The sequence below is a fragment of the Candidatus Hepatobacter penaei genome, from assembly GCF_000742475.1.
In the GTDB taxonomy this organism is placed as follows: Bacteria; Pseudomonadota; Alphaproteobacteria; order Holosporales; family Hepatobacteraceae; genus Hepatobacter; species Hepatobacter penaei.
Window position 1 is genome coordinate 150,490 of sequence record NZ_JQAJ01000001.1, and the last position, 13,436, is coordinate 163,925.

At 49.6% G+C, this 13,436-nt stretch carries 12 protein-coding genes; 9 read left to right on the plus strand and 3 right to left on the minus strand.

The features are described 5' to 3' along the window. Positions 1-760: 760 nt before the first annotated feature. From IG82_RS0100885 to hflK, 3 genes are read right to left on the minus strand one after another with little or no spacing between them, the layout of a single operon-like run. Positions 761-2,326, minus strand: a complete 1,566-nt coding sequence (locus IG82_RS0100885) for a trypsin-like peptidase domain-containing protein (protein ID WP_052545551.1) — start codon at positions 2,324-2,326, stop codon at positions 761-763. Positions 2,327-2,333: 7 nt separating this feature from the next. After that, positions 2,334-3,257 (minus strand): protease modulator HflC, encoded by a 924-nt coding sequence (gene hflC / locus IG82_RS0100890; RefSeq protein ID WP_052545552.1) that lies wholly within the window; start codon positions 3,255-3,257, stop codon positions 2,334-2,336. Between the two features lies 1 nt (position 3,258). Then, the gene (gene hflK, locus IG82_RS0100895) at positions 3,259-4,305 is read right to left on the minus strand and encodes an FtsH protease activity modulator HflK (RefSeq protein WP_135958034.1); all 1,047 of its coding nucleotides are present in this window, start codon (positions 4,303-4,305) and stop codon (positions 3,259-3,261) included. 430 nt (positions 4,306-4,735) lie between these two features. On the opposite strand from hflK, the gene rpmF reads away from it, so the two are divergent. The 9 genes from rpmF to pnp all read left to right on the plus strand — a co-directional run bounded on the left by rpmF (position 4,736) and on the right by pnp (position 13,420). Continuing rightward, the gene (rpmF, locus tag IG82_RS07350) at positions 4,736-4,933 is read left to right on the plus strand and encodes a 50S ribosomal protein L32 (RefSeq protein WP_082191982.1); all 198 of its coding nucleotides are present in this window, start codon (positions 4,736-4,738) and stop codon (positions 4,931-4,933) included. A 15-nt stretch (positions 4,934-4,948) separates the two neighbouring features. Beyond that, a complete protein-coding gene (plsX, locus tag IG82_RS0100910) occupies positions 4,949-5,983 on the plus strand; it encodes a phosphate acyltransferase PlsX (protein WP_052545554.1) in 1,035 nt (344 codons plus the stop codon). A 16-nt stretch (positions 5,984-5,999) separates the two neighbouring features. Next, positions 6,000-6,947: a beta-ketoacyl-ACP synthase III gene (locus IG82_RS0100915; protein ID WP_031933812.1), complete on the plus strand. Its 948-nt coding sequence runs from the start codon at positions 6,000-6,002 to the stop codon at positions 6,945-6,947. Between the two features lie 259 nt (positions 6,948-7,206). After that, a complete protein-coding gene (locus IG82_RS0100920; RefSeq protein ID WP_156095279.1) occupies positions 7,207-7,551 on the plus strand; it encodes a hypothetical protein in 345 nt (114 codons plus the stop codon). A 196-nt stretch (positions 7,552-7,747) separates the two neighbouring features. Beyond that, positions 7,748-8,713: a hypothetical protein gene (locus tag IG82_RS0100930; protein WP_031933815.1), complete on the plus strand. Its 966-nt coding sequence runs from the start codon at positions 7,748-7,750 to the stop codon at positions 8,711-8,713. A gap of 225 nt (positions 8,714-8,938) precedes the next feature. Next, entirely contained in the window at positions 8,939-9,943 is a 1,005-nt protein-coding gene (locus tag IG82_RS0100940; protein ID WP_156095280.1) for a hypothetical protein, read from the plus strand. Positions 9,944-10,075: 132 nt separating this feature from the next. Continuing rightward, on the plus strand, positions 10,076-11,020 hold the full coding sequence (gene truB, locus IG82_RS07040; protein ID WP_082191983.1) for a tRNA pseudouridine(55) synthase TruB: 945 nt from the start codon (positions 10,076-10,078) through the stop codon (positions 11,018-11,020). Beyond that, positions 10,998-11,267: a 30S ribosomal protein S15 gene (gene rpsO, locus IG82_RS0100950; protein WP_031933968.1), complete on the plus strand. Its 270-nt coding sequence runs from the start codon at positions 10,998-11,000 to the stop codon at positions 11,265-11,267. The genes truB and rpsO overlap by 23 nt, the downstream gene beginning before the upstream one ends. Positions 11,268-11,293: 26 nt before the next feature. Then, on the plus strand, positions 11,294-13,420 hold the full coding sequence (pnp, locus tag IG82_RS0100955) for a polyribonucleotide nucleotidyltransferase (protein WP_082192004.1): 2,127 nt from the start codon (positions 11,294-11,296) through the stop codon (positions 13,418-13,420). Positions 13,421-13,436 lie beyond the last annotated feature (16 nt).

Consider the following 13,436-nt stretch of genomic DNA (forward strand, 5'->3'; position numbering starts at 1 on the left):
AAAGGGAAGCGAATAAAGAAATATGAATATTCATCACAATTAACAAAAGAACCAATACGTAAAATTTGGGTCTATCTTCTGTCAAATCATGTGTGAATCAATTTTTATCTTATAAAAAGATGTTTTTTAACAAAATAAAATATATAAAAACTTTAATGAAGTTTTTTTATTTTAATAAGGCAGTTAAAAAGGATGAAATGCTGAAATATAAATATTAATAATTAAAATAGATAAAAAAGAGCCATCAGCAAAAAAGGGGTTCTCATGTTATCAACAGGCCTTGGTCGAAGAGATGGCACAGCGGAAAAAGGGCAATCGGGAAGGCGCATCTGCAGAGTGTGGTCCTTACACGCCTTTCCCTTCCACATAGCCACCGAGAAAAGAGTTGTCATGGCAGAGACATCATCGCGCCAAAAGAAATACGCATAAAAATCGACAAACCAAGTGCAAAAAGAGGTCCCGTCAGACGCATGATCCTGCCCTGCCTTACGGGGGCGTTATACAGGGGCCGCAGTGCACATCGCATCAACCACAACAGGGGATCACCATATTACATAAGGTAGGCAGATTATCATGCCCATGATCATGCAGCCCCTAATTATAGGTGGGCTTCATGAACATGGTCCGCGCAAGGGTTTGAAGCCAGGACTGTTACCTTTCAGTCGGTTCTCTTAAGGGTATGGTCCCATGATCTCTGCCGTTCCCTCATGGTGTGGTGTGGGAGGGGGAGGTCCTTTGTGTCGATCCTCATTTTGGGGGGCTAATTCTTTTTTTCTTTGGTCGTGTCGTCTTCGAGGCTCAACGGGGCAAAGAAAGGAATGCCCTGTCGTTGCGTCAGGCACAGCACCACCTTTTGTCCCTTTTTCTGCGCGGCGTTAAGCACACGCTTGGCTTCCTCTGTAGAGGTCACCGCTTTTTGGTCAATGGAAAGCAACAGGTCGCCGGGTTTGAAAAATTCACTTGCCCGTGACTCGGGGTGAACATCCACAATCAACAGCCCTTTGGTCCCTTGATCAATGTGGTGTTGCTTGCGTGTGATGTCATCCAAGCTGCGCAGCGTGAGGCCATAGGCAAACACGCCTTTGGGTGGCTCAGCCTTCTCTTGCTTGGGGTGGACGGGCTTTGAGATCTCTTCATTTTCTTCAATGTGAATGTAAAGGATCTTGCTGTAATAGTTGCCGGACTTAGGATCTTTGCGCCACACTTCTACGGGTGTTTTTTTGCCGATGGGCAAACGTCCCACCACCTTTGTGGTTTGTGCGGCATTTTTGATGGGGGTGTTGTCAATCTTTGTGATTAAATCCCAAGGTTTCACGCCGGCTTTCGAGGCTGGTGCCCCCTTGATCACATCCACCACAAGCGCACCCTGGGGTTTCTTGAGTTTCAGGCTGCGTGCGATATCTTGGTTGACATCCTGTACATGCACGCCAATCCAGCCGCGTTTGACATAGCCATTTTTCTTAAGCTGCTCAATCACAAACAGGGCAACATCTGAAGGAATGGCAAAGCCAATGCCAATATTGCCGCCCGTGGGCGAAGCGATCATCATGTTGATCCCAATCACCTCACCCTTCACGTTAAACAACGGACCACCTGAGTTGCCGAGGTTGATAGACGCATCGGTTTGGAAAAAGCCGCCCACATGGGTGGGTTGCATCATAAAACTGCGCCCTGCATGCGAAATTACGCCCACTGTTACCGTGCCGCCAAGCCCCAACGCATTTCCAATGGCAATCGACCAGTCACCCACACGCACTTGAGAAGCATCGCCAAAGTGCACGTAAGGGAAGGGACCTTTTTCTGCCAGTCTCAACAAGGCCAGGTCTGAGCGTGGGTCCATACCCACCACCTTAGCACGAATATCGCGTTGGTCTGCAAGGGTGACAATGACCTCATCGGCCCCGTCCACCACGTGGGCATTGGTGACAACATGGCCCTCTGCATCGATGATAAACCCTGATCCTGCCCCCATAGGCACCCGGCGTTTCTTAGGGGCTGCATCAAACTGATCAAGAAAATCCCGGAAGCGAAAAAGATCATTGGAGGGGCCACCCATGCCGCCACCCTTTTTAGGCCCCACCTCCAGGCTGTAGGTGGTCATTTTTTTGATCACTGAGACATTCACAACCGCAGGCAACAAAGGTTCCACCACATCGGCAAATCCATTGTTCGTCACCTGGGGGGGAGAGACCTTTTTGGCAGAACGGCTCTTCTTTTTGGTAGGGGAGGCATGGGATGGGCGCGCAGAAGGCTCAGCCGCAAGGGGAAGCCATCCGTCTGCTAACAATCCAATAACAATCAATGCAAAGCGAATCCAGGTGATCACAAAAAGCCTACCTTTGGGTTTGACGATGGGGGGAATGTTTGGAAGGAGACACTGGCGAAGATGCTGACGGAGAGGCTGGTGAAGGCGTGCCATTGAAAAGATGCATGAAAGGCTGATCAGGGTGAAGGACATAAACCGTCTGTTTCTTCAGAGCTTGACGATAAGCTGCTAAGGTTTGGTAAAAATATGCAAATTCCGGACTTTGCCCGTAAGCATCCCGATAAATGGTTTGCGCCGCCTTTTGGCCCGCGGCACGAATCTTACCCACTTTCTCAATGGCGTCTGCCATAATGCGTTCACCCTTGAGCCGTGCGTTGGCACGGATGATATTGCTTTTTTCGGACCCCACCGCGCGAATCTCTAAAGCCTCCTTGCGTCGCTCGCTGATCATGCGCTCAAAAATAGCCAGGCTGTTGGCGGGAGGGAGATCAGCCCTTAAGATGCGCACATCCACCACCTGAAGCCCCAGCAATCGTGCCGCCTGATTCAGTCGTTCACGAATTTGGTCCATCACACCTACACGGCGTTCAGATAGCAAATCTTCAAGATTTTTTTTGCCCAAGATGCTGCGCGCAAAGCCTGAAATTAGCGACATCAGCCTTGATTGTGCCCCCTGTTCATTGCGCACACTTTGATAAAAAGCAACCGGGTTATTAATGCGATAACGTACAAACATATCCACCACCACACGTTTTTGATCGCCCAGCGTTACCTCTGTGGCCGGCACGGTCAGGCCAAGAATGCGGTTATCATAGGTGATGGTGTCTTGAATGAACGGCGTTTTCCAAAAAAGGCCAGGGGCCTTAATCACGCGCACAAGTCGCCCCAGCTGCAAGACAAGCGTTTGATCAGTTTGTTGCACAATAAACGCACTTTGCAGCAGTAAGAAAAGCAAAACGCCGCTAAGCGCAAGGGTGATGTTTCTGATCATATTAATCCTTTGCTTTTTCTTGCTCGAAAAGGTTCGCACTGGCCAGCGGCAAAATAGGCGCCACGGTTTGCCCTTTGGATGACCCCAGCACAACCTTGCGTTGCTGGCTTAAGATGTCGGCAAAGGCTTCAAGGCGCATTTGATCTGACACCACCCGTCGGCTTTGCGTCCAGCCAGGCAAAAGCTCAAGGAAAGGGGAGGTTTTTTCACGCGCACGCGCCACAACGTGCAGGGCTTGCCCTTCAGCCTTGCGGATCATTTGTGTGCTTTCGGCGCGCTTTTTCGGGATCAACGCATTTTGGAACGCTTCAGCCTCATTGATGGCACGCTCTTGGTCAGCACGGGCCCGCTGCACGTCCCTGTATGCATCAATCACACGTGAGGGAGGGTCAATGCGACCCATCACCACCTCTTGGATATGAACGCCCATGCCATAACGATCAACAGCAGCTTGCAGGTGCTCTTGCGCGGTTTTGTTAATAAAACTCCGCCCCTCGGCCAACACTCGCGAAATCGGTGTTTGAGCCACAATTTCTCTGACAACGCTTTCAGCCGCTGATTTCACCGTGTCTTCAGGGTCGCGGGTGTTAAAAAGAAACGCTTTGAGATCTTTGATCACCCACAAAACGGTGAAATAAACTTCCACCAAGTTTTCATCCCCGGTAAGCATGGCATGCTCGTCAACGCCAGCACTTTTCATATAGGCCCTCACGCCCACAAGAGGGATACCGCTTTCTACGCGTTTGACCTGTGTCACATTCTCAATCATTACCGTTTCAAAGGGCCAAGGCAGATGCCAGTTAAGGCCAGGGTTGCTCATGCGTACCGCTTTGCCAAACCGTAAAACCACACCTTGCTGACTGGGTTGGATGCTGTAAAAACCGCTGCAAAGATAAAGGATGACAAGAAACGCAACTAAAAAGAGGGGCTTTTGGGGAGCACGTTTTCCGTGACGGAACTTATGAAAGAAGTCACCCTCGAAAAAGGAGAAGGAGGGTTTTTGTGTAGACGTCTCCCGACCTCCCCAAGGTCCATAACGTTGACTCATGCAAAGCTTCTCACGCACAAACAAAGATGGGCAAGATTCTATCCAAATTTGAATGAACACGCAATCACATTTTTGCCCAAGGCTGATTCTATGCGTCTATGTGTTTGATTTTATGTAATGACTCCCTAGGTTTGGTTGCAAGCTCTGCTGCGGGCTCTTGCGATGACGGGTTTTCATGGCAGGTGAAGACGCCAACGCCTTTTTTGGCTTGCCCATTGTGCTGTGCCGGCGTTTATGTGCTAGGGATGTGGCTAGGGATGTGTAACTTCTGTGTTGCTCTTGACGCGCGCACCTCATTTTTGTTCGAATATTTTGCTATCCACTCCTTTTTTTGAGAAAATGTGAGGCTTGGCCTTTGTTTTCTGTCTTGATATTTTGGGTTTGTTCAGCTAAGAATGGAGGGACTTTTACAAATTTCTGGTTGCTCTTCATGGCTGTTCCTAAGAAACGGACATCGCTGTCCCGAAAAAAAATGCGTGCCGCTGGCAGCGCCCTACGTGTGGCGTGTGTGTCCAAATGTGCAAATTGTGGTTCCACAAAACGTGCTCACCATATGTGTGATTCCTGTGGTCACTACAAGGGGCGTTTGGTGCTGGCACCTTCTCCCGAGGTGGAGCCAGCTCCGTAAGGGGGCTTTTTTGTCGTGACATTACCAATTGCCATTGATGGACTGGGAGGGGATAAGGCGCCATCTTCCGTGGTGGAGGGCATGTCCCTGGCCCTCGTTCGCTTGCCGCAGCTTTCTTTTTGCCTTTTTGGCGATGAATCTGCGCTGATGCCCCTATTGAAAAGGGATAAGAAGCTTGCGCGCGCCACGTCTATTGTTCATGCGCCTGAGCGCGTGGAGGCCACCACCAAGCCTGGTGAAGCGCTGCGCATCAGAAAGTCAAGCATGAGATTGGCCATTGAGTCTGTCAAAAAAGGGCAGTGTGCTGCTGTGGTTTCTGGGGGCAATACAGGGGCTTATTTGGCGCTTGCGAAAATGATTCTTAAAACCCTTCAGGGGATCTCGCGCCCCGCCATTGTGAGTCAGGTGCCCCATGCGAACGGAGAAAGCATCTTTCTTGATCTGGGTGGCAATGTGTCATGCAGCGCGCGCAATTTGGTTGAATTTGCGCTGATGGGATATTGCTTTGCGAAGCATGTTTTGTTTCGGCATCACCCCCGGGTGGGGCTCTTAAACGTGGGGTCTGAATTGCTGAAGGGGCCCAAAGTGTTGCAAGAAACATCAGATATCCTGCGTGAGATTTTGCCCCATTTTCATGGCTTTGTAGAGGGCAATGACATTACCAAAGGCACAGTGGATGTGGTGGTCACCGATGGTTTTTCGGGCAATGTGGCCCTGAAAATGGGCGAAGGGGTGCTTGACTTTTTTGTGTCCTCTTTGCGAGCTGCCTTTCGCAGCTCTTGGTCAGCGCGCTTGGGGTATTGGATGGCGAAACCCGCCCTTAAGAGTGTGTTTGCTCAGCTAGATCCAAGGCGTTATAATGGGGCGTTTTGGTTGGGTGTGGACGGCGTGGCTGTCAAAAGCCACGGTGGGACGGATGCCCTAGGTTTTTCTCACGCTATTGAAACAGCTTTTGATATTAGTAAGAGTCGCCTCAATGAAAAAATTAAAGAAGAAATGGCGGCCCTTGAAAGCCATCAGGTGTTTCAAAAAATGAGACGCGCGTCTTAATCCGAAAGGAAGGGTCATGGCCACATACATTGCAGGTGTCGGCGCCTATCTGCCTGAAAAAGTCATGACCAACCAGGATTTAGAGAAAACGCTGGATACGTCTCATGAATGGATTGTCACCCGAACGGGCGTCGTGCAAAGGCACATTGCGGCGGACGGCGAACTGACCTCTCATCTGGCCATCAAGGCCTCAGAAGCGGCGCTTGATGATGCCAAAACATCGCCAGAAGATATAGACCTCATCATTCTCGCTACGGCCACGCCTGACCATATTTTTCCCGCAACAGCGGTACGTGTGCAAAAAGCCCTGGGCGCAGCAGGTGCTGCTTTTGACGTAGCGGCGGTGTGTGGTGGTTTTGTGTTTGCATTGGCCACCGCTGACGCTTATATCCAATCAGGAGCTGCCCGCTGTGTGCTGGTCATTGGCGCTGAAACCATGAGCCGGATTGTGGATTGGTCAGATCGCGCGACAGCCGTTCTTTTTGGTGATGGTGCGGGGGCGTTTGTGCTGAAAGCGTCTGAAACCAAGCAGGGCATTTTGGGGTGTGCACTCAAAACCGATGGTCAAGGCTATGATGATTTGTATGTGGATGGCGGAGTCAGCGTGGGCCGCTTTGGTTTTATTAAGATGAACGGACAAGAGGTCTTCAAGCGCGCCATTCGCGACCTGTCTTCCATCAGCCAAACCTTGTTGAAGGCCCATCACACAACCGTGGATGACCTTGACTGGGTGGTGCCCCATCAAGCCAATGTCCGTATTATTGAGGCCGTGCGCAAGCGTTTAGAGGTGCCGCAAGAAAAAATGTATCTCACCGTCAGCCAACATGCCAATACGTCTGCGGCGTCTGTGCCGCTGGCTTTTGTAGATGGTGTGAAAAAGGGGCAGATCCAGCGAGGCCAACTGATTTTATCCCAAGTTTTCGGGGCCGGCTTTGCGTGGGGAGCCACGCTTTTTCGTTATTAGCCTTTTTTCCATGTATCAAGGTGATGAGCACATAAAGATCACTAATATAAGGGTCATCGGGTAACCAAAGATCAGCACGGGCTCTAGCAAGGTCGTATTAGGGGCCCTGAATCGTTTTTTTGAGAGACAAAACCCTCTTTTTTCTATAAAGGCCTTGCCAAAAAAGAGTTCCTTGTTTTTTAATCTGTGGAGAGTCTTTCTTTTTGCTTTTGTTGTGCTTTTTTTTATTTTTTCTTTTTTGATAGGGGCGGCTTCACTCATGGGTTCTCCACCGATGCCGGAAGATGAACCTGTGGTCATAAGACGGACGGGGATTCTTATCACCTCTTCTGCAGAAGAAATGCAAGAGGCTCACAAATCCATGGCCCCCAAGGCCGTGACCTTTTCTGAGAAAGATCCTGATGTGTATGAATATGAACCTGATTCTGAACCCGAGTTTGAATACCCAACCATCACTGAGCGAGGGGAGGATGCGCGCGCCGTGCCCTCATTGCAAAACAACCAACATCGGATGTCCTGCCTTGAAAAGTCACTCTTAGGTGGGGCTTTCTCTTTAGTATCTTGCCTGATTTTACTCTATTTTGTTTGGGGGAATGTCACGTAAATAAAGGGACGCAGAAGGGCCTTGTGTCCCATTGGGAAAACGTTTACCAAAAACAGAAATAACGTCTCAATTATATCCAAAATATTTCTATTTTTTATCAAAAAAAAATATAAAAACAAGCCTGTGTCGATATCATTGGCGGTGAAGAAGATAGCCATGTATTAGTAAGGAAACATTCGTTTTCGGGATATAAAATATGAAATATCTTTTTGCTGCTTTGCTATGCGCGGCCCTGAGCATGCCTCACGATGTCGTGGCAACGCGAGGTGCGTCTCAAGCATCTTCGCATGATGATGGTGCTGAGTGGGTTCCTATGTCATCTGTGCGTGCGTCATCTTCACAGACAGGATCTCCGGGGACGTCTCCTGATGACCGAGATGCTGCTGCGCTCTTACGGCAGAATGGTGATCTTGAGCAAAACGTTCATGCCGTTAAGGTTCGAGCAAGTAATCCGTGGCCTTGCATAGGGGTTGCTGGGAGTGTGGTCTTTCTGGTGACGACGGGCGTGCTGTTATGGCAGTTGGTGCCGTGGCAAGATCTGTTGAGGGCAAGCCTAGATCCCACACAAGAGCCTACACAAGGGCCCATGCATGAATCTTTCCAAGATTACCGGCATTATGATGAGGGGCCGTGCGTGACCTACAATGGTACAGCCCATCCCAATGATGCGTGCCACCTTATTCCTCAGCTCTGTGACTATGTGTGTGAAAACGTGCTTACCCCAACACAAGGGTGGTTGGACGAACTATACCAGAAGTGGCGCAACACAGCCCCCTGGCAAGGGAATATGACAACCTTGGTGGAAGACGCGTGTGGTGCGTCTGCATGTCCCACCCCAGAAGATTTTCGAAGCCATGCCCACCTTTTGGTTGATGACACCATTGGCTATGCCCCGTTTCAAACCCCTGTGGAGATTGCCACCAACGAAAACGGAAGCGTGATCCTTGACAACCTGAGTGAGGGTGTGCAAAAAATCTGTCGCTTTTTGGGGGACACGTTGATTTCTCAAGGTGAGAGTGAGGAGGTTGTGAAAGAGCTGTACGAGCCGCTGATCATTCATATGGATGGGGAGGTTTATCACTCACGTACTTCCAATAGCTCCGCTGTGATTGACAAGCTGTTGGGGAATCTTACGCGGTGTGCTTCGTTTTTAAAGTCATAAGGCTTGACGCTTTTTTCTATGTTTTGATGTTGTGGGCGCCTGCGTGCGCCTTTTTTTATAGATGTGTATTTTTCCAAAAAAGATTTATTTTGCTATTTTTATAAAATTTTTATTAAAAATAAACAAAAAATATCAAAAAAACAATGCGTATTATAGATAATATGGATATCTGTTGGGGTGATATATGAGAATACCCTCACATCATGATTAACAGGGATATACATAATGACCAAAACTCTTTTTGCCGTAATTTGTTTGTCTGCCTCATGGAGCGCGTCGGTCTATGCAGGAAAAAATCGCCCCGTGTATGATGAAAAGCTGTTGCCGTCTGTCAGCAAAAAAGTGCACAAAAAGCCCAGCTTTGTGAAAGTCACCATAGACCCTGAAAGCGCCTCCTCCACATATTTTTCAAGCTTTGTCGCCGAAGAAGATCAAGAGGAAAAAGAGGGTAAAAAAGGGAAGAAAGATAAGCAAAAATCAGACAAGAAAGATGGGCCAGTCTCAGATAAAGAGCCCAAAGAAGGTGAAATCTATGCCGTCAAAGTAAAGGATAACTGTGCTTCCCCCTATGCTCGTTATGGGTGGATTGGTTTGGGCGTGACAGGAGGGGTTTCCCTTTTGGCGCTGGGGGCCACACTGGCAGTGAAATATACAGACGTTCTCTCTTTATTGGGTCACCAACCATGCACGCCTCACACCAATGCCACGTATGGAGATATGAAGGACCATTACAAAGGTGTGATTTCTGATGTGTGTCATTATGAGTGTGAGGATTTTCAGTTAACCCCTTATCGGGTTTCCCAAGATTTTATCCTGGAGATGTTTCAGCGTTGTGTGGAAGGAGGGCAGAGCCTGGCTTCTCTGATAAGCGCCTCTTGTGGCACGCCTGTATGCCCCTCAAGAGAGGACTTTGCCCGTCTTAATGTGTCAGAACTCACCTTCCCGCAAACCGTGGTGAATGAGCGTAACGGAACGATTGTGCTTCATGATCTTCAAGATTTCGTCGTCCAGTATTGTAAATTTTTTGGCAACAGAATTTTTTCTCGTGCGGGGGCTGCGCATTTTGCCAAAGGGATCGCGGGCACGGATCATCTTGATGCAGATGTGGTCCTTGGTGAAGACATGGCAGAAGAGAACGTGGTAATGGAAAGGCTTATGAGTTCTCCCAGGCTCTGTGAGATCATTGTACCTGAGGGCGATATGCTGAAATTTGACGACATTGTTGGTTAGTTTTGTTAGCCAACGTCAGGTTTGGTTAACCTTAAGCAACAGCCTAGAGAAAGAACGTGTCCTTTGTACCCAAGGGGCACGTTTTTCTTAAGAGGCTCTTGGTTTTTTGGTAAGAGGCGTTAAATTTGTTTTATGACCGCATCAAGACAGCATCCTGCCAGAGACGTTCCTCCATGTGGGTGGACGCTTATCCACAAACCCATAGGGTGCTCGTCGTCCAAAGCGCTGATTCCCGTCAAAAGAGCCTTGGGACTTAAAAAGCGTGTGGGCCATAGCGGCACCCTTGATCCTTTTGCGTGCGGCCTCTTGATTGTGTGTTTTGGTCGAGCGACCCGTCTTTTGCCCTTCTTAGATCATGCGAATAAAGAGTATACTTTTTCCATTGCCTGGGGTACAGAAACTGATACAGGTGACCGAGACGGGACAATCATCAAACGTGACAGCGCGACCCCGTCTGAAGCGGCCATCCATGCTTTGCTTACCTCTTTTCAAGGGCCGTTGATGCAAACCCCACCCGCCTTTTCGGCGCTCAAGGTCAAGGGGACGCGCGCCTATCGATTGGCCAGACGAGGTGACGTGCCTGACCTGAAGCCTCGCCTGCAACATATTGAATCACTTGTTTTAACGGGCCTTTCGGCAAGCGAAGCTCACTTTCGGGTGGTTTGCAATACGGGCACCTATATCCGGTCGCTGGCGCATGACATGTGCCGCGCTTTAGGTGTGTTGGGACACCTCAATACCCTATGTCGCACGCGCATAGGACGTTTTTGCCTTTCTGATGCGTTTTCTCTGGATTTGTTTGAAAAAAATAGGCATGATGATGGAACTTGCGGTTTGTTTTTTTCACCTCAGGAGCTACTGGACGACATCCCGGTTGTTGAGGTGAGTGAGCAAGATGCGGTGCGTCTTCGCCAAGGCCAAGGCATTGATGATCAAGGTTTTGTTCGTTCTGGTTTGGCTTTCTGTGTCTATGGCGGCCAGTGTGTGGCGTTGGTGGAGGGGGAGTCTGGGCAGTTTTTGCCAAAAATCTTATTGGAAGGAAAGATGATTCACGATGTCGATAACAGCCGAACGTAAACAAGAAATTATCAGAGAATTTGGGTTGAAAGAGGGGGACACCGGCTCTCCCGAGGTTCAGGTGGCCATTTGGACTGAGCGTATCCGTAACATTACACAACACTTGGGTGAGCATAAAAAGGATTTTCACTCAAGGCGTGGCCTGGTGCAAATGGTGAGCGAGCGTCGTAAGCTGCTTGACTATTTGAAAAACAAGAAACATACACGCTATGCGGGTTTGATCCAGCGGTTGGGCCTCAGGCGTTAATATCAATGAAAGAGTTAGTCAAAAAAATGGTTGTCAAAGTTGCAAAAAAGAATGTGGGGAAACCCAAAACGTCCTCTCCTCATCTTCAGGGGATCAAAAAAGAAATCACATGGGCAGGGCGCACCCTCTCGTTGGAGACGGGGCGGGTGGCACGTCAGGCTGATGGTGCCGTTTTGGCGACCTATGGCGACACTACCGTGTTGTGCACCGTGGTGGCGGCGCGAGAGGCGGATCCGTCAGCCAATTTCTTGCCCTTGTCTGTGCATTACACAGAAAAAACCTTTGCGGCGGGGAAAATTCCTGGCGGTTTTTTAAAGCGTGAGAGCAAACCTTCTGAGAAAGAGGTGTTGGTGTCGCGGCTGATTGATCGCCCCATTCGCCCCCTGTTTCCTGAAAACTTTTTTAATGAAATTCAGGTGTTATGCACGGTGTTAAGTTATGACGGTCACAATGAAGCCGACATGGTGGCCATGGTGGGCGCGTCTGCTGCGCTCACGCTTGCAGGGGTGCCATTTAAGGGGCCCATTGCCGGCGCGCGTGTGGGGTATCGCCAGGGTGAGTATGTGCTCAACCCTTCGTTGGAAGACATGACCCAAAGCGCTATGGACTTAGTGGTGGCTGGCACGCAAGAAGGCGTGTTGATGGTGGAATCTGAAATTGCTGAGCTTGAAGATGACATTGTGCTTGAGGGGGTGATGTTTGGTCACCAAGCCATTCAACCTGTGATCAAAATGATTCAAGCGTTGGCACAAGAGGCCGGCAAAGAGGCATGGTCTGTGGATCCAGATACAGCTTTTGTCGCCCTCAAAGACAACATCTTGAACACCTTTCGTGACAACATTTCCGATGCTTTTTTTGTGCAGGGCAAGCTGGCGCGGGTTCAGGCCTTAGATGCGGTTTTTGACGAGGTGAAGAGCAAGTTTCTTGAGGATGACACGCAGACCCATTTGATGTCGCGTGCTTTTAAGGCAGCGAAAGAAGAGGTGCTGCGCGCACATGTGTTAGACAAGCGCCGTATTGACGGCCGTGGGCTTAAAGATGTGCGTGCCCTGTCTTGTGAGACGGATATTTTGCCTGTGGTGCATGGCAGTGCGCTGTTTACGCGTGGGGAAACGCAAGCTCTTGTGGTGACAACGCTGGGATCTAATGATGATGCCCAGTTAATTGATGGGCTGGAGGGTGAGTATAAAGAATCGTTTATGCTTCACTATAACTTCCCTTCCTATTCTGTGGGGGAAGTGCGCCGTGTGGGCCCGCCGGGGCGCCGCGAAATTGGCCATGGTAAATTGGCTTGGCGTGCGCTGCGTCCTGTGTTGCCACTTGCGAAAGACTTTCCTTATACACTTCGCGTGGTGTCGGAAATCACAGAATCCAACGGTTCATCGTCTATGGCGACGGTGTGTGGAAGCTCGCTGTCCATGATGGATGCAGGTGTGCCGCTTGAGCGTCCGGTTTCAGGCATTGCCATGGGGTTGGTGAAAGAGGGTAAATCTTACGCCATTTTGTCAGATATCTCGGCGGATGAAGATAGCCTGGGTGATATGGATTTTAAGGTGGCCGGTACATCCCAAGGGTTAACAGCCTTGCAAATGGATATCAAAATCACCAGCATCACCACTAGCATCATGAAAGACGCGTTGGCGCAGGCCAGAGAAGGGCGCCTGTTTATCTTGAAAGCCATGATGGGTGAACTTGAATCCCACAGAGAGCTCAGCAAAACAGCCCCACGCGTGAAGGAAATGAAAATTGCCAAAGAGAAGATCAAAGATGTGATTGGGCCTGGGGGCAAGGTGATTCGTGAGATTTGTGAGCGTACGGGCGCCAAGATTGATGTTGAAGATAATGGTGTGTTGCGTGTGTTTGCGCCGAACCTGGATCAGCTCAACGAAGCGGTGGCCACCATTCGTGACCTGACCTTTGAGCCCCAGGTGGGTGATATCTTTGAAGGTGAAGTCGTGAGCGTGGTGGACTTTGGCGCTTTCGTGAACTTTAAAGGGCAAGACGGTCTTGTGCATATTAGCGAGTTGGCTCCTAAAAAAGTCAACAAGGTGACGGACGTTGTAAACAAAGGGGATCGGGTGCGCGTGAAGGTGATTGGCCTGGATCGCGGTAAAGTCAAGCTCAGCATCAAGCAAGTGCCGCAAGATTTGTGATTTTGGGTGGCATACA